The sequence below is a fragment of the Nonomuraea sp. C10 genome, from assembly GCF_008017515.1.
Lineage (GTDB): Bacteria > Actinomycetota > Actinomycetes > Streptosporangiales > Streptosporangiaceae > Nonomuraea > Nonomuraea ferruginea.
In genome coordinates this window covers 4,913,646-4,929,829 of the sequence record NZ_VPFF01000001.1, presented here as the reverse complement: position 1 = coordinate 4,929,829, position 16,184 = coordinate 4,913,646, and the positions used below count along the sequence as shown (strand labels likewise).

Below are 16,184 nucleotides of genomic sequence, written 5' to 3'. Positions count from 1 at the left end.
AGTCATGGCTAACCCCAGGAGTCACTGGTGCATCCCGGTAGCGAGAACCAGCCGCCGAACCCCTACCCGGCACCTGGCGGACCCTTCCAGCCACCGGTGGGTCCCCCGGGGCCGCACCCGCCGCCGCACCCGCCGATGCAGGTGATGCGGCAGATGCCTCAGATGCCGCAGAGCCTGCCGGGCCTGCCGCCCGGGGCGCCGCGCCCGCCCAGGCGCCGCCCGTGGCTGCTGCCGCTGCTGGCCGCCGCCGCGGTCGTGCTGGTGGGCGGGGGCGCGAGCGGCTATCTGGTGTACGGGCAGCTCTCGCGGGCGAGCGACCCCGCGCCCACGCGGCAGCAGACGGGCCCCACCGCCTCCCAGGCGTCGGCCGGCGCGGCGGCGGTGGACGGCCCCGACGTCTGCGCGATGCTGCCCAAGGAGGAGGCCGACCGGCTGGTGCCCGGGGCGACCGTGGTCAAGGGCTCCCGGCAGCACCCGTCGGTCACCACGTTCACCTGCAACTGGGTGAACCAGCGCATCTCGTACGGCGAGTTCTGGCGCAACCGCGAGGTGGACGTCAAGATCGGGCAGCACCTGGGCGACGGCGCGAAGACCGGCAGGGCCATGGCGCAGAGCTCCTACGAGTTCGACTACGGCGGCGCGAAGTACCGCGAGACGGCCAGGCCGACCCCGAAGAAGGGCGAGAAGGAACGCATCTCCCCGGTCACGGACATCCCCGGCGTCGGCGACGGCGCCTACGCCCAGTACACCTGGCGCCGCTCCGGCCAGCTGCTGTGGTACTCGTTCGGCCAGGCCTACGCCCGCGTCCACGACATGACGATCGAGGTCAAGTACCAAGCGGGCCAGCAGCGCAAGGACGCGCAGACCCTCAGCAACCAGACCACCCAGTCGATCACCGAGGAGAACGCGATCCGCGAGGTGACCGGCCTGATCAAGCACTTCGCCAAGGGCGTCGCTGACTGGAAGGCCAAGCACCCGAACGTCGTCGCCCAGCCGTACCCGACCGTCACGAGCACGCCGCAGGCCGCCCCCACCCCGACGCCGACGGAGCTGAAGATCTTCCCCGCCGCCTGCGAGTCCATCACGCAGGCCGCCACCGCGCTGGTGCCGGAGCCGGAGACCCGGGCGCGCGGCACCGAGACGGGCAACGACACCCAGACCGAGTGCCGCTGGCTCAACCGGGACGCGCCGGGCGTGGCGGGCAAGACCCGCGTCCGCAGCGTCCTCATCACCGTGCACAGCTTCACCAACCGGGCCGGCGTGGCCGACAAGACCGCGGCCGGGTCCTACTACTCGACCCAGCGCGGCCAGGACAACAGCACCGAGAACTCGTCGTTCAGCGGCATCGTGTTCGGTGACGTCCGCGACGTCGAAGGGCTCGGCGAGGCCGCCTACGGCCGCTACGTCCAGACCCGGCGCGGCGATGTGCACGCGGGCAGCGGCAGCGTGACGGCGCGGCAGGGCTCGCTGGTCGTGGTGGTCGACTACGCGGGCGCCGACCGGCCCGAGGGCAAGCCCGCCGACGCGCCCGAGGCCGGGATGCTCCCGGAGAAGGAGGCCCGCGACGGCGCGGTCACGATGGCCAAGGCGTTCCTGGCCGCGCTGGCCCAGAAGCCGATCGGCAGCTAGGCGGGGGTGTCGCGCAGGCGTTCCACCCGTACGCCGCGCAGCAGCAGCTCGGAGACCAGCAGCGCGCACAGCAGCGTGGCCGCCAGCGCGGCGCCGGTGACGAGCGCCACGGGCGCCGCCGCGACCTCGTGCGGCAGCGGCGGCGTCACCACCGGCTCGGCGAACTGCGGGATGCGGCCCAGCGCCGCCTCGGCGGCGACCAGCCCGGCCACCAGCCCGGCCAGCGTGCCGGTCACGACCGTGATCGCCTGTTCGAGCAGCAGCGACAGCCGCAGCGCCGGCGCCTTCGCGCCGGCCGCCTCCAGCGCGGCCAGCTCGTAGCCACGCCGCCGCGCCGCCGTGTGCAGGGCCAGCACGGTCCTGCCGAGCGCGAGCACGGCCGCGGCCAGCGCCGACACCAGCAGCAGCATGAGCGCCAGCCCCGGCCCCTCGGCGGCGTATCCGGCCTCCAGATCCGCGGCGCGCACCGTGGACACCACCGTCAGCCCTTCCCTGGCCAGCGCCGCCTCCAGCGCCGCGGTGCCGGACTGGCGGGTCCACACCTGGAACTGGGCCTTCTCGTCCACCCCGTACGCGATCCTGTCGGCCTGTTCGAGATCCATCAGGACGCCGGCGCCGGTGATGCCCGGCGCGGCTGCGGCGGTGACCGCGGGCCGGACGCGGTAGGCGAAGGCGTTGTCCAGCCCCGGCACCGCCTTCGCGCCCACCTCGCCGACCACGATCCCGGCGGGCTCCTGCTCGTAGGTGGCCGGCCGCAGCACCTGCATGCCCGTGTCGGAGACGCCGAAGCTGCCGTCCGTCCGGCTCGGATCCTGGTCCACCCGCCAGGCGGGCGCCGGCACCGGCTGCCAGGCGCCGTCCCGCAGCACCTCCATGCTCTCCACCCGCACCTCGACGAAGGCCCCGCCCTCCACGCTCCCCAGGGCGTTCAGGTCGGCGTGGATCCTGCGCAGCTCGCAGGGCACCTGGCGGCAGGGCAGGGGCAGGTTCCACTCGTACGCGCCGCCGGCGCCGCGGAGCTCGCCCATGGTGATCGAGACCGGGCCCACCCTGCCGGTGATCCGGAAGGCGGCCTTGACCTGCGCCGCCCAGTTCTCGGTCAGCTCACTGTGGGCCAGCCGCAGCCGGAACCGCTCGCCGCGCACCCACACCCGGGCGGCGTCGGGGCCCGGCAGCGCGGCCATCGCCCCGGCCAGGTCCTTGCCGCCCGCCAGTTCGGGATCCCAGTGCGCCACCCGCGCCAGCCGGTCGGGGTCGGAGACCACGAGCTGCGGCGTACCCGGCATCTTGATCACCGGCGCGGCGAGCGCGCCTCCGGGGTCGGCGGCCTCGACCGCGGCGGCCAGCTCGCCAGGCTCGACCGGCTGGACGGTGATGGCGGTGGGAGCGCCGTTGTGGAAGGCCGCCACCCGCGCGTAGTCGTCGCTCGTCGCCGTCCACGCCGCCACGGCGAAGGTGGCCAGCCCGAACGCGGTGCCCAGGACGATCACACTGCCCGCCGTCACGGGACCCCTGGCCACCTGGCGCAGCGCCAGGAACGGCCCCAGCCCGCCGCGCCGCCGGGTGAGACCGAACAGCCACCCGCTCGCCACCGGCAGGACACGGCTGGCCAGCAGCGCGACGCCGAGCGCCATCAGCCCGGGCACGGCCATCGCGCCGGCGCTCTCCCCCGAGGCATCGGTGATCACACCGGCAGCCAGCAGCTCCGTCAGCCCCAGCGCCGTCACGGCCAGGACCACCGCGTCCAGCGCCCAGCCGCGGGCGCTCCTGCGCGGCGTGCGCCGCCACTCCTCGGTGACCGGCCGGGTGGCGACGCGCCAGGCCGACGCGGTCGCGGCCAGCACCCCGCCGAGCGTGGCCGCCAGCCCGGCCGCGACCGCCGCCGGAGGGAACGTGGTGGGGACGCCCTCGGGCAGCAGCGCGCCGATCATCAGGCTCGCCGCCGCGAAGCCCGCCGCGAGGCCCAGCGGCACCGCCAGCAGGAGCAGCAGCAACGGCTCGGCGAGCGCGAACCGCCACACCCGCACCCTGCCGTGGCCGCGGAGTCTGGCCAGCGCGATCTCCGGCCCCCGGGCGCGCACCAGGTCGCCGACCGTCTGGAACAGCAGCAGCCAGCCCAGCCCGACGAGCTGCGCCGCCACCAGCAGCGCGGGCACGCCCAGCGTGCCGGCGTTGGCGTTCATCGTCCGCAGCGTGTCGGCCATCCGGGAGAACACGATGGCGTCGGTGGTCCGGCCCGTGGCCTCGGCCAGCGCCTGCATCTCCGCCAGCAACGGCAGGTCCGTGCCGGTCAGCCGGTCCGGATTGACGCGGATCAGGGCGTAGTCGGTCCAGGCCTGCTCCCCGAGGCCCGAGCCGACGTAGTAGGTGACGGAGCGGGTCTCACGCGCCGTGAACAGCGCGTCGGCCTTATTCTGGCTGGGCTGCCCCTGCGGGTCGAACAGTGTCCTGCCGAACCAGAACGGGTCCGCGGGGTCGCCCGGCCGGTAGACGCCGACGACCTCCAGCGGGGCCGTCTCCAGCGTGGCCGAGCCCGGACGCGCGGACCGGAGCGACCTCAGGCGCACGACGTCGCCGGTCTCCAGCCCGGACGCCTCGCTGGCCATCACCTCCCCGGCGGCGGCGGGGCAGCGCCCCCGGGCCGGCTCCAGGTGCTCGCACTGGCCGTCCTGCCACACCACCGTGTACGCGCGACGGTCGTCCTGGTCGGCGCTGCCGCTGGACACCTCCATGCCGAACACCGGCGGGTCGGTGAAGCCCGCGCCCGCCGTGAAGCCGGCCACCTTGGGCTCGATGGTGCCGCCGGACGTGGTGTAGCGCCAGCCGCGGCCCTCCACCGGCGCCTCGCGTATCGCGTCGCGGACGATCGTGGTCAGCGCGCCCGCCGAGTAGATCGGCGCCACGGCGGCCGAGGCGATCGGCACGACCGCGATCAGCAGCACCACCAGGGCGAGCGTGCGGCGTTCCCACAGGCCTCGCAGGATCACGGCTCCACCCTTCGCAGCACGACCCCGTCCTCCACCGCCTCGATCCTGGCCATGGAACCGGGGGGCAGCAGGTGGTGGTACTCGGGCGGCACCTGCACCGCGCCCTCCCTGCCGACCACCACGAAGTCCTCGCCGTGACGGCCCTCGGCGCCGACCCGGCCGTCCCTGATCGTCACCGTGCGGCCCAGCGCCTCGCTGACGCCCGGGTCGTGCGTCACCACCACCGCCGTGGTGCCCTCGGCCTCGGCGGACTCCTTGATCAGGTCGATCACCCGCTGCCCGGACCCGGCGTCGAGCTGGCTGGTGGGCTCGTCGGCCAGCAGCAGCCTGGGGGAGTTGGCCAGCGCCACGGCCAGCGCCAGCCGCTGCTGCTCGCCGCCCGACATCCGGCCCGCGGGCCGGTCGCCGACGTCTTCCAGCCCGACGCGGGCCAGCAGGTCACGGACCCGGCGCCGGTCGCGTTTCACCGCGCGCTGGGCGAACGCGACGTTCTGGGCGGCCGGGAGGTAGCCGATCAGGTTGCGCGACGGGTTCTGCAGGACCACGCCGATGCGCGAGGCCCGCAACCGGTCGAGCCCGCGCTGGTCGAGCCGGCCCACGTCGGTCCCGTCGAGCCACAGCCGGCCGGCGCTGGGCCGCAGCAACCCGGCGAGCAGCCACAACAGCGTCGACTTGCCCGCGCCCGAGGGGCCCAGCAGCGCCACCGTCTCGCCGGGGTCGATCACCAGGTCGACGTCGCGCAGCGCCACCACCTCGACGTCCTGCGCCCGGTAGATCTGCACGATCCCGTCGCAGCGCACCATGCTCATCGGTGGACCGCCGCGCGCAGCTCGACGACCCGGTCGCAGCGTTCGGCCACCTCCGGATCGTGGGTGGCGATCACCAGCGTGGTGCCGTCCGCGCCGACGGCGAGCAGCTCGTCCAGCACCACCTCGCGGTGGACCGCGTCCTGCTCGGCGGTCGGCTCGTCGGCCAGCAGCACCTTGGGGCGCAGCGCCAGCGCCCTGGCCACGGCCACCCGCTGCTGCTGCCCGCCGGACAGCTCCTCCACCAGGTGATCGGCGAACCTGGCCACCCGCAGCCGCTCCAGCGCCGCCGCCGCCAGCCGCATCGCCTCACGCGGCGGCCGGCCCGCCGCGCGCAGCGCCACCTCCACGTTCTCCGCCGCCGTCAGCAGGCTCAGCAGACCGTACGACTGGAAGACGAGGGCCAGGCCGGCCCGCAGCTCCGGCTGCTCGTCGAGCGGCACGCCGCCCACCAGGACGCGCCCCTCGGCGGGCGGCGCCAGCCCGGCCAGCGTCGTCAGGAGCGTCGTCTTGCCCGAGCCGGACGGGCCCATGAGCGCGACCCGCTCGCCCTCGTCCAGTTCGAGTGTGAGGTCGTCGACGAGTTTCCTGCCCGCGACGACGCAGGAGAGCGCGCGACAGGAGATGGCAGGTGGGGGCACCACGCGCGGATCATCCTCCGGGGGGCGGCTTGACGTCAACCGTCAACGACCTCGCAAGTCCGCTGCAAGCACGCCGAATACCGTTGTGTCAGCAGGCGACACGTGAGCCGCGCGAGCAGAGCCGCCCAGCACAGGGGCCTGGGCGGGCAGGAGCGGGGGAGCCGCGCGGCTCACCGCCGTCTCCGTCCCACCCCCTGAGCCGTGACCTACTTGTGATCTTGTGGCCGCGGCCCCGGGCGCCGGCCAGAACGGCCCCGCCCACCAGGTCCCCGGCGCAGGCCGCGACGACCGCGCCCGGTGGCCAGTCCAGCCCTGCCAGCACGCGCGCCGGCACCGTCACCGCCGGCACCGCGACGGCCGGCGACTTGACAGCGGCCGCCCGCAGGTTGCCGCGAGGCAGCTCCTGCCACTCCTCCTCCGGCTCGGGCACGACGGTCTCGCCCATGTCACACCCTCCGTGCGCGCGGGTTCGGGGGTCATGTGGCGTCGCCCGGGGTGGACTGGGTGACGGCTGTCAGGCGGGCGCCCAACGAGGCGGCCACGGCCTCGTCGAGGCCCTCGATCCTGACGGCGCCCGCCGCCGAGGCCGTGGTCACCGTGACGTCCGCGAGCCCGAACAGCCGCTGCACCGGCCCCCGCGCGGTGTCGACCGTCTGGACGCGCGACATCGGCGCCACCCGCCAGGTGTGGGTCAGCCAGCCCCTGCGCGTGTAGACTGCCTCGCCGGTGACCTCCCAGCGCTGGACCCGGTAGTAGGCGTGCGGTGCCGCCAGAGCCACCGCCAGGCATCCCACCGCGAATGCCGTCGCCGCCACGCCCAGCCACAACGGCCGATCGGTCAGGAACCAGAACGCCGCGACCGCGCTCCCGCCGATCGGCAGCATGAACAGCAGCCACTGCACCGTCCACCAGGACACCGCCCGGGAATCCGCCTGATTGCGGGGCGGGCGCAGCGCGGTCTCGCGCGCATCGACGACCACGTCCATGGCCGTCAAGGGTGGCCGAGCCGTCCGGACCCGCGCGTCGGCCCGAGGTCTCGCGCGCCATCGACTTTGGTCGCTGTTCGATCGCCATCGGTAGCGCCTAACCTCGTGAGACGTGACCCCGACGAGCGAGCCGCACCAGGAGTACCGATGGGTGCTCCCGTCCGTGCTGCTCGGCGACGGCGGCGCGGGCGGGCCGGTGCGGCGCTCCACCCGTGACTGGATCGTCGACATCGCCATGTTCCTGCTGGCCTGCGGGCTCACTCTGATGACCGCGCTGGAGATCGACGGGCCGACGCCGCTGGTGGCCGCGGAACAGGTGGTGGGCGTGATCTCCTGCCTGTCGGTGTGGCTGCGCCGCCGCTGGCCGGTCGGCCTCGCGCTGGTCACCACCGTGGCCTCGGGCTACTTCGAGATGGTCGGCGGGGCGTCCGTGGTGGCGCTGTTCACGGTGGCGGTGCACCGGCCGTTCAAGATCTCCGGCACGATCGCCGGGCTCGGGCTGCTCGTGATCGTGCCGTTCTACTTCCTCCGCCCGGACGTGGATCTCGGCGGGCCGACGTACGCGATCCTCGCCCTCGCGATCGTGCTGACCACCTTCGCCTGGGGCATCGTCGTCCGGGCCAGGCGCCAGCTCATCTGGTCGCTCAGGCAGCGGGCCGACGGAGCCGCCGAGGAGGCCAAGCGGCTGGAGCGGGAGCGGATCGCCAGGGAGATGCACGACGTGCTCGCGCACCGGCTGTCCATGCTCAGCCTGCACGCGGGCGCGCTGGAGTTCCGGCCCGGCGCGCCCCCCGACGAGGTCGCCAGGGCCGCCGGGGCCATCAGGGCCAGCGCCCACCTCGCGCTGCAGGACCTGCGTGAGGTGATCGGCGTGCTGCGTCACCACGACGCGGACGCGGACGTCCCCGACCGGCCCCAGCCCACGCTCGCCGACCTGCCCGCGCTGGTGGCGGAGTGCGAGCAGGCGGGCATGGACGTGAGCCTGCGACTCAAGGCCGGCGAGGTGCCGGAGAAGCCGGGGCGCAACCTCTACCGCATCGTCCAGGAGGCGCTCACCAACGCGCGCAAACACGCGGCGGGCGCACCGGTCACCGTGACCGTGACCGGTGGGCCGGGCGAGGGGGTGTCGGCCGAGGTGCGCAACTGGCTGCCCGCGCGCCACGGCCCCCGCATCCCCGGCGTCCAGATCCCCGGCGCCGGGGCCGGGCTCATCGGCCTGACGGAGCGCGCCGCGCTGGCGGGCGGGCGGCTGGAGCACGGCCCGACCCCCGAGGGCGAGTACGTGGTCCGCGCCTGGCTACCCTGGCCGGCGCGGACATGACGGCGAGGGGCGGGGAGGCGCTGGTGAAGGGCTGGTGGCAGGACGGATGACGACGCCAGGGGCGCGGCCGGTCAGGGTGCTGATCGTCGACGACGACGCGCTCGTCCGGGCGGGGCTGTCGATGATCCTCGGCGGCGCCGGCGACATCGCGATCGTCGGTGAGGCGGGCGACGGCGCCGAGGTGCCGGTGATGGTCGCCCGCCATCGGCCGGACGTGGTGCTGATGGACATCCGGATGCCGGACGTCGACGGGCTGACCGCGACCGAGGCGCTGCGCGCCGCCCAGTCGCCGCCCGAGGTCCTCGTGCTGACCACGTTCCACGCCGACGCGCAGGTGCTGCGGGCGTTGCGCGCGGGCGCGGCCGGGTTCCTGCTCAAGGACATCCCGCCCGTCGAGCTGGTGGCCGCCATCAGGAAGGTGGCGGCGGGGGAGCCGATCCTGTCGCCCGCCGTGACCCGGCAGCTCATCGCCCACGTCTCCAACGGCGGCGCCGGTGGCCGCGCGGACCGGGCCAGGGCCCTGATCGGCCGGCTCAGTGAGCGCGAGCGGGAGGTGGCGCTGGCCGTGGGGCGGGGCAGGTCCAACGCGGAGATCGGGCGCGAGCTGTTCATGAGCGTCCCCACGGTCAAGGCGCACGTCTCGCGCATCCTGACGAAGCTCGAACTGAACAACAGGGTGCAGGTGGCCCTGCTGGTCTACGACGCCAGTCTCTGACGCACGTCCTGGAGTTCCAGGTTTTGCCCGCCCTTTCCCTTGCGGGCCGGTCCCGTACGGGAGTGACTCCACGCAGGTACGGGCCACACACGCACCGTCGGAACCGCTCGCCTCGCACGGACGGCGCGAGAGGACGCGCCCGAGTTCCCGAGGAGACGCCTCGCTGGTCGGCGATGGGGCAGGGGGTGGAAACGGCCGCGGGACCGAGCGCTTACCCGGAAAAGGATGCCCGTTACGGACAGGTACCCGGCAGCCGTACCCTTGTCTGAAAGAGCATGTCATGAAGGGACAGTGGGATGAGCTCAGCGGGTGAAGGCCTGTCTCGCCCGCTTCCCGAGCAGGTGCGACTCAACGTCGTCGACCTGGCCGCCCAGGTTCTCGGCTCGATGCCCGCCGCCGCCGTCCCGCCGCCGCTGCGCGGCATCGCCAAGTTCGATCCGCGCAAGCGTGCCCGCCTGGGCGGCGCGCCCATCGCCGCCCAGCTGGAGAACGACAAGGACTTCCGCGTGGCCGTCGCGGAGCACGTGACCGCCGGGTGGCCGGAGCTCGTCTCGTCGCTGGCCGAGGGCAACGTCCCGCCCGCCGCCGATCCCGTGCTCGTCGCCGCGGCCGCCTACCTCACCCGCCCGCCGGGGTGGGAGGAGATGATCGAGGCCGCCAGGACCGACCTGGAGAGGAACGCCGCCGCCGCCGAGGGCGCGGAGCGCGAGGAGGTCGTGTCCCGGCTGCGCGAGCAGCTCGCCGCGCAGAAGTCGGCGGCCAAGGAGGAGGTCGACCGGCTGCGCGAGCAGCTCAAGGCCGCCCGGGGGGAGAACTCCGACCTGCGCCGCAAGCTCCACGACGCCCGTGAGCGGGCGAAGGCGGCCGTGCAGCGGGCCGAGGCGATGGAACAGACCGCCCAGGACGCCAGGGCCGCGGCCACGGCCGCCGGCAGCGCCGGTGAGACCGAGCTGCGCCGGCTGCGCGAGCGCCTGGCCGACGTGGAGAAACAGCTCGAAGCCTCGCGCAGGGCCGCCCGCGAGGGGCGCAGCATCGAGGACGCCCGCATACGGGTGCTGCTCGACGCGCTGCAGGACGCCTCCGCCGGGCTGCGCAGGGAGCTGGCGCTGCCCACCACGATCTCCAGGCCCGCCGACTCGGTGGCCGCCGTCGCCGGGGAGACGCCGGGCGTGCGAGGGGTGCCGGCCCGCGCGCTGGCCGACGACGACCCGCAGCTGCTCGACCAGCTCCTCGCCCTGCCGCAGGTCCATCTGATCATAGACGGCTACAACGTGACCAAGACCGGCTACGGCACTCTCACGCTGGCCGACCAGCGCAACCGGCTGATGACCGGGCTCGGCGGCCTGGTCGCGCAGACCAGGGTCGAGGTGACCGTGGTGTTCGACGGCGCGGAGCTGAACGCGCCGGTGCAGGTCGTCGCGCCGCGCGGGGTGCGGGTGCTGTTCAGCGCGCCGGGGGAGATCGCCGACGACCTGATCCGCCAGCTCGTACGCGCCGAGCCGCCGGGCCGCGCCATGGCCGTGGTCTCCTCCGACCGCGAGGTGGCCGAATCCGTCCGGCGCATGGGAGCCAGACCCGTTTCGTCTGCTTTGCTGCTGCGCAGGCTCGGCCGCGCCTAGATTACAAATCAGTGTTTGGGTGAGACCTCACCTTCCACTTCTGTACTATTTCGCCCCAGATGTATTCCCCCTGGGAGGCGAGCTGTGAGGTTGGGCCGGGCGCCGCTGGCCGCGGGTCTCGTGATCGGGCTGATCACTCTCCCCACGGGAGGAGTGGCCGCCGACCCGCAACCGACGATCAGTCAGGCCAAGGCCAAGCTCGAGAAGCTCAACGACAAGGCCGACAAGGTCGTCGATCGCTACAACACGGCGACGGAGAACTACAAGGCCGCCAAGAAGCGCTACGACAAGCTCAACGCCGGCTACAAGCGCAAGCTCGCCACCGTCGCCGAGCTGCGCCAGCAGGTCGTCACGATGGCCGTCGACGGCTACAAGATGGGCCGCGACCTGACCTCGATGCCGACCATGGTGACCGCCGAGAACCCGGGTGACCTGCTCTACCAGATGGCGCTGACGGAGCGGCTGACCGCCGACCGCGCCGGCAGGCTGGCCGCCTTCGACCGGGAGAACCGCGGGCTCAAGACCGAGCGTGACAAGGCCCAGGGGGCTCTGGGCGAGGCCGACGAGGAGCGCGACAAGGTCAAGAAGGAGCGCTCCGAGATCGAGAAGCTGATCGCCCAGCAGAAGAAGCTGCTCGACCGCCTCGGCGCCTACCGCGTCGGCGACCCGAACAGCACCGGCGTCAAGTACACCGGCCCCGCCTCGGGGAGCGCGGCGGCGGTGCTCAACTTCGCGTACGCGCAGATCGGCAAGCCCTACCAGTTCGGCGGCACCGGGCCCGGCGGCTGGGACTGCTCCGGCCTGACGCAGGCCTCGTGGCGCGCGGCCGGCGTCTCCCTGCCGCGTACGACGTGGCAGCAGTGGGCCTGGGGCGCGAGCCGGAGGGTGTCGCTGGACGCCCTGGAGCCCGGTGACCTCATCTTCAGCGAAGGGCTGGGCCACGTGAGCATCTATGCGGGAAACGGCAAGATCGTGCACGCGCCGCAGACCGGTGACGTGGTCAAGGTCGTCCCGCTCTCCGCGTACGGGCGCCGGCTCGTCGGCGCGGTACGCCCGTGAGCCGCTGAAACCCCTGTGACTCATGTGACAGAAGGGCTCTGACACACCGTCAGGGCGGCAAGTGTGAGTATGGTCACATCTGGGTAACGGGACTGGCTTGCCAGCAGGGATCCGCGGGTCTGACAGCGGGCTTGTCAGATCGTCATGTGCTTACCGTGCCTTTGCCAGCCCATGACTTCAGGCGTAGGTTCTGGCGTCGCGGCGGACACTCCATGCCCGCCGCCGGCCATCGCCGCCGCGCCGCCGGCGCCGCGACGTGGACGAACAAGAATCCGCCGGTCACCGCCGCATCTCCGGGAACCTTCACCCGGGTGGTGGCCTGCCGAATCCGTGCAGCCAGGAGGCACGGAGCCGGGGAACCATAGATCCCGTCATTTCAGGGCGGGATCAGGGGTGAATCGGCGCGGCGACGCGCCGTAGGGCGACTTCCAGGCCCGAATCCGTCAGCTAACCCGGTAGGCGTTCGTGGAAGACTCAAGGAGCAATCCTGTCTACCTCCCCTAAGAACCCCCGTCTGTCTCGCCTTGCCGTCAGCGGCGTGGCGCTCAGCATGACCGTGACGGCCGGAGGGCTGGCCCTCCACGTCCCGGCGGCGCAGGCGGACACGGTGATCGCCCCGGCCGGAGCTTCGGTGACGACGGTCGAGGCCGTCAAGACCACTGCTTCCAAGAAGGCGACTTCGAAGAAGGTCCTGTCCAAGAAGCAGGCGAAGGCGGCCCGGCAGAAGGTGAAGGCCCACAAGGCCGTCGCGGTGGCCAAGAAGCAGATCGGTGACCCGTACCGCTACGGGGCCACCGGGCCGCACGCCTTCGACTGCTCAGGTCTCGTCCAGTTCGCCTGGCGGAAGGCCGGGGTCAAGATCCCGCGCGTGACGAACAGCCAGTTCGCGGGCATCAGGAAGAAGGTCTCCTACAAGAACCTGAAGCCGGGTGACCTGATGTTCTTCCGCGGGCTCGGCCACGTGGGCATGTACATCGGCAAGGGCAAGATGGTGCACTCGCCGAGCTCGGGCAAGACGGTGCGCGTCGAGAAGCTGAACGGATGGCGCAAGTCGTCGTTCGCCGGCGCGGTACGCCCCGGTCTGTGACCGATCGCGAAGGCCCCGCCCCTGTCTGGGGGCGGGGCCTTCGTGATGCGTGGGACGGGCGTCCCGCCGCTAGCATCGGACAGCATGTCCGGGATCGTGGGCCGTCGAGCGGTGGTGGCGGGGCTGGTCCTCGCCGTGGCCGCGCCCGGCGGGGCGGCGCCGGAGTCGTGGTCCGCCGGGGTGCCCGACGAGCTGGCCGGGGTGCGGGAGCTGTGGCGGGGCGAGCTGGGCGTCGCGCGCGGCGAGCGGGCGCTGGTCGCCGGGCAGCGGGCCGATCCCGGGCTGCTGGCCGATCTGGCGCGGCGGGCCGACGCGGCGGGGCGACGGGTGTCGGGCGTGCTGGGCCGGCCCGTGCGCCCGCTGGTGCTGGTGCCCGCCTCAGGGGAGCAGGCCGCGCGGCTGGCCGGCGTCGCCGACGTGCGCGGGCTGGCGGCGGTGGCCGACGGGCGGCGGGTGATCGTGGTGCCCGAGGGTTTCGCGCGGCTCAACCCGACCGGCAGGGACGTGGTCCTCGCCCATGAGCTCACGCACGTCGCCGCGGGCACCGACGGGCTGCCCGGCTGGCTGTACGAGGGATTCGCCGACTACGTGGCCTATCGGGACGCGGGGCTGGCGGTCACCGTGGCGGCGGCCGAACTGGCGGCCGAGGTGCGGGCGGGGCGGCTGCCGGACGAACTGCCCGGGGCCGGTGACTTCGGCTCCCGGGGGGACGCGCTGGCGCGGGCGTACCAGGAGGCGTGGCTGGCGTGTCGGTTCCTGGCCGAGAGCGCGGGCGAGGGGACTCTGGTGAGGCTCTACCGTGATGCCCAGAGTGTCGGCACCGACCGGGCACTCGCCGCGAGGGGGCTCACGCTCGGCGGCCTGACCCGGGGGTGGCGCGCGTACGTGCGGGACCAGCTGGGGTGAGAGGACGCGAAGTGGACGACGGCCACGACAGGAACGGCGCCGCTGGCGAGCGGACCGAGACCCGATCCGGGACGCCGGGGCCGCAGGACGGTGGGGTGGGTCGGAGGGGGCGGCGGCAGGCTGGGGTGGCCGGGGTCGTGCTGGGGGCCGGGATCCTCGTGGTGGTGGGGCTGACGACGCCGTGGCAGGCGCTGCCGGGGGCGCCGGAGGTGGCCGCCGACCCGGCCGCGGACTTCACCGCCGGGCAGATCGCCCGCGCGCAGGCGTTCGACACGGCCACCGGTGTGCCCGGCTATCTGTCGCTCGGGCTGACGCTGGTGTTCGCGGGCCTGCTCGTCGCCACCCCGCTGGGCGCCAGAATCCTCGGGGTGCTGCGCGGGCCGTGGTGGGTGCGGGTCCTGCTGGGGGTGCTCGTGCTCACGGTCGTCGAGGAGGCGCTGCGCTGGCCGCTCGGCGTCTGGTTCGAGACCGTGCTGCGCGACTACGGCCTCTCCACGCAGGACTGGGCGTCCTGGACGGGCGACCGGCTCAAGAGCATCGCCATCAACACGGCTCTGCTGGGCGTGATGGTCGTGGCGGTGGTGGCGCTGGCCCGGCGGTTCAGGCGCTGGTGGATCCCCGCCGCGGCGGGGGCGTTCGCGCTCACCGTGGCCGCCTCGTTCGTCTACCCGGTGGTGTTCGAGCCGGTGTTCAACGACTTCAGGTCCATGTCCGAAGGCCCGCTGCGGACGAACCTGCTGGCGATGGCCGAGCGCGACGGGGTGCCGGTGGAGGACGTGCTGGTGGCCGACGCCTCCCGTCGCACCACCGCGCTGAACGCCTACGTGTCCGGGTTCGGCGCCACCCGCCGCATCGTGGTCTACGACAACCTGCTCAAGGCCCCGCAGCCCGAGGTCGAGCTGGTGGTGGCGCACGAGCTGGGCCACGCGGGGGAGAACGACGTGCTCTACGGCACGCTCGTCGGCGCGCTGGGCGCGGCGCTCGGCGCGATCCTGCTGTTCCTGGTCTTCGGGCCGGTGCGCCGGCGCGCCGGGGTCACGTCGATCGCCGACTGGCGCGCGGCGGGCGCGATCCTGGGGTTGATGACGCTGGCGACGTTCCTGTCCGGCCCCGCGCAGAACTTCGTCAGCCGCCACATCGAGGCCAGGGCCGACGCCCACGCCCTCAACCTGACGCGGGATCCGGTCACGTTCGCCGCGATGCAAAAACGCCTGGCAACAGCCAATATTTCCGACTTGTCGCCCGATGCAGTGGAATATGTGCTCTATGCCTCCCATCCCACGGCACCGGAACGGATCGCGATGGCCCGCTCCTGGGCGAAGCTGAACGGCGTCCCCGGCCCGTGACCCGAGTCGTCTTCGTCACCAACGACTTCCCGCCCCGCCCGGGCGGCATCCAGTCGTTCGTGCACGGCCTGGCCCAGCGCACCCCGGGCGCGGTCGTCTACGCCCCCGCCTGGCGCGGGTGCGCCGAGTTCGACCGCCGTCAGCCGTACCCCGTCGTCCGTCACCCCGGGCGGCTCATGCTGCCCGTCCCGTCCGTCGCCCGTACGGCGGCCGAGCTGGTGGCCGGGCACGGCGCGGACACCGTCGTGTTCGGCGCGGCGGCGCCGCTCGGCCTGCTCGCGCCGCGCCTGCGCGCGGCGGGCGCGCGGCGCGTGGTGATGCTCACCCACGGCCACGAGGCGTCGTGGGCGAGCGCGCCCGGCTTCCGCGCGGTGCTGCGCCGCATCGGCGCGCACGCCGACGTGGTCACCTACCTGGGCGAGTACACGCGCGCGCGGCTGGCCCGCGCCATTCCGCAGGACAAGCTGGTACGGCTCGCGCCCGGCGTCGACACCGGCCTGTTCCACCCGGGGGCGGCCAAGGCGGAGCTGGGGCTGGCGGGCAGGCCGGTGGTGGCGTGCGTGTCCAGGCTGGTGCCGCGCAAGGGCCAGGACCGGCTCATCAGGGCCTGGCCGGAGGTGCTCGGCGCGGTGCCGGACGCCGTGCTGCTCCTGGTCGGCGGCGGGCCGCACCGGCGCGCGCTGGAGAAGCTGGCCGGCGGGCACCCGTCGATCGTCTTCACCGGCACCGTCCCGGCCGCGGACCTGCCCGGCTACTACGCCGCCGCCGACGTCTTCGCCATGCCGTGCCGTACCCGATGGGGCGGGATCGACGTGGAGGGGCTCGGCATCGTGTTCCTGGAGGCGGCCGCGACCGGCCTGCCGGTCGTGGCCGGCCGCTCGGGCGGCGCGCCCGAGGCCGTACGCGACGGCGAGACCGGACTGGTCGTCGACGGCGCGGACCCGTCCCCCGCGGCCCGCGCCGTCGTCGAGCTGCTGACCCGTCCCGAGCAGGCGCGGAAGATGGGCGAGACCGGCCGCGACTGGGTCGTCGGCGAGTGGTCCTGGGACCGGGTCGCCGCCCGCTTCCACGCCCTGCTCTGA

Annotated in this window: 14 protein-coding genes and 1 riboswitch; of the genes, 9 read left to right on the top strand and 5 right to left on the bottom strand. The window is 73.8% G+C overall.

Going from position 1 to position 16,184, the window contains the following annotated elements; all coding sequences use genetic code 11:
- The first annotated feature begins 153 nt into the window (after positions 1-153).
- Entirely contained in the window at positions 154-1,629 is a 1,476-nt protein-coding gene (locus FR742_RS22695) for a hypothetical protein (protein WP_148032801.1), read from the top strand.
- On the opposite strand, the gene FR742_RS22690 is transcribed toward FR742_RS22695, so the two are convergent.
- From FR742_RS22690 to FR742_RS22670, 5 genes are all read right to left on the bottom strand, one after another.
- Positions 1,626-4,616 (bottom strand): FtsX-like permease family protein, encoded by a 2,991-nt coding sequence (locus tag FR742_RS22690; RefSeq protein ID WP_148032800.1) that lies wholly within the window; start codon positions 4,614-4,616, stop codon positions 1,626-1,628. The genes FR742_RS22695 and FR742_RS22690 overlap by 4 nt on opposite strands.
- The gene (locus tag FR742_RS22685) at positions 4,613-5,425 is read right to left on the bottom strand and encodes an ABC transporter ATP-binding protein (protein ID WP_148032799.1); all 813 of its coding nucleotides are present in this window, start codon (positions 5,423-5,425) and stop codon (positions 4,613-4,615) included. Before FR742_RS22685 ends, FR742_RS22690 begins: the two co-directional genes overlap by 4 nt.
- Complete coding sequence (locus FR742_RS22680; protein WP_148032798.1) at positions 5,422-6,066, bottom strand: ATP-binding cassette domain-containing protein; 645 nt, start codon at positions 6,064-6,066, stop codon at positions 5,422-5,424. The genes FR742_RS22685 and FR742_RS22680 overlap by 4 nt, the downstream gene beginning before the upstream one ends.
- A gap of 85 nt (positions 6,067-6,151) precedes the next feature.
- Positions 6,152-6,508 (bottom strand): hypothetical protein, encoded by a 357-nt coding sequence (locus FR742_RS22675; protein WP_148032797.1) that lies wholly within the window; start codon positions 6,506-6,508, stop codon positions 6,152-6,154.
- Between the two features lie 31 nt (positions 6,509-6,539).
- Positions 6,540-7,049 carry a PH domain-containing protein gene (locus FR742_RS22670; protein ID WP_148032796.1) on the bottom strand — a complete coding sequence of 170 codons (510 nt, stop codon included), beginning with the start codon at positions 7,047-7,049 and terminating at the stop codon, positions 6,540-6,542.
- A 112-nt stretch (positions 7,050-7,161) separates the two neighbouring features.
- Here FR742_RS22670 and FR742_RS22665 point away from each other — a divergent pair, with 112 nt between their 5' ends.
- The 8 genes from FR742_RS22665 (at position 7,162) to FR742_RS22630 (ending at position 16,184) form a co-directional block, all read left to right on the top strand.
- The gene (locus FR742_RS22665; RefSeq protein ID WP_148032795.1) at positions 7,162-8,370 is read left to right on the top strand and encodes a sensor histidine kinase; all 1,209 of its coding nucleotides are present in this window, start codon (positions 7,162-7,164) and stop codon (positions 8,368-8,370) included.
- Between the two features lie 46 nt (positions 8,371-8,416).
- Positions 8,417-9,085 (top strand): response regulator transcription factor, encoded by a 669-nt coding sequence (locus FR742_RS22660; protein WP_148032794.1) that lies wholly within the window; start codon positions 8,417-8,419, stop codon positions 9,083-9,085.
- A 296-nt stretch (positions 9,086-9,381) separates the two neighbouring features.
- Positions 9,382-10,704, top strand: a complete 1,323-nt coding sequence (locus tag FR742_RS22655) for an NYN domain-containing protein (protein ID WP_148032793.1) — start codon at positions 9,382-9,384, stop codon at positions 10,702-10,704.
- A gap of 84 nt (positions 10,705-10,788) precedes the next feature.
- A complete protein-coding gene (locus tag FR742_RS22650) occupies positions 10,789-11,763 on the top strand; it encodes an NlpC/P60 family protein (protein ID WP_261808683.1) in 975 nt (324 codons plus the stop codon).
- Between the two features lie 310 nt (positions 11,764-12,073).
- A riboswitch (cyclic di-AMP (ydaO/yuaA leader) is annotated at positions 12,074-12,240 on the top strand.
- Positions 12,241-12,301: 61 nt separating this feature from the next.
- The gene (locus FR742_RS22645) at positions 12,302-12,850 is read left to right on the top strand and encodes a C40 family peptidase (protein WP_261808682.1); all 549 of its coding nucleotides are present in this window, start codon (positions 12,302-12,304) and stop codon (positions 12,848-12,850) included.
- 84 nt (positions 12,851-12,934) lie between these two features.
- Positions 12,935-13,756, top strand: coding sequence for a hypothetical protein (locus tag FR742_RS22640; protein WP_148032792.1), 822 nt, complete (start codon positions 12,935-12,937; stop codon positions 13,754-13,756).
- Positions 13,757-13,851: 95 nt separating this feature from the next.
- On the top strand, positions 13,852-15,102 hold the full coding sequence (locus tag FR742_RS22635; protein WP_148032791.1) for a M48 family metallopeptidase: 1,251 nt from the start codon (positions 13,852-13,854) through the stop codon (positions 15,100-15,102).
- On the top strand, positions 15,099-16,184 hold the full coding sequence (locus FR742_RS22630; protein WP_148032790.1) for a glycosyltransferase family 4 protein: 1,086 nt from the start codon (positions 15,099-15,101) through the stop codon (positions 16,182-16,184). Before FR742_RS22635 ends, FR742_RS22630 begins: the two co-directional genes overlap by 4 nt.

Bases quoted from the DNA above. Each gene is read 5' to 3' on its own strand.
- FR742_RS22695 (WP_148032801.1), top strand. From the start codon at position 154: ATGCCTCAGATGCCGCAGAGCCTGCCGGGCCTGCCGCCCGGGGCGCCG.
- FR742_RS22685 (WP_148032799.1), bottom strand. From the start codon at position 5,425: ATGAGCATGGTGCGCTGCGACGGGATCGTGCAGATCTACCGGGCGCAG.
- FR742_RS22675 (WP_148032797.1), bottom strand. From the start codon at position 6,508: ATGGGCGAGACCGTCGTGCCCGAGCCGGAGGAGGAGTGGCAGGAGCTG.
- FR742_RS22670 (WP_148032796.1), bottom strand. From the start codon at position 7,049: ATGGACGTGGTCGTCGATGCGCGCGAGACCGCGCTGCGCCCGCCCCGC.
- FR742_RS22660 (WP_148032794.1), top strand. From the start codon at position 8,417: ATGACGACGCCAGGGGCGCGGCCGGTCAGGGTGCTGATCGTCGACGAC.
- FR742_RS22655 (WP_148032793.1), top strand. From the start codon at position 9,382: ATGAGCTCAGCGGGTGAAGGCCTGTCTCGCCCGCTTCCCGAGCAGGTG.
- FR742_RS22640 (WP_148032792.1), top strand. From the start codon at position 12,935: ATGTCCGGGATCGTGGGCCGTCGAGCGGTGGTGGCGGGGCTGGTCCTC.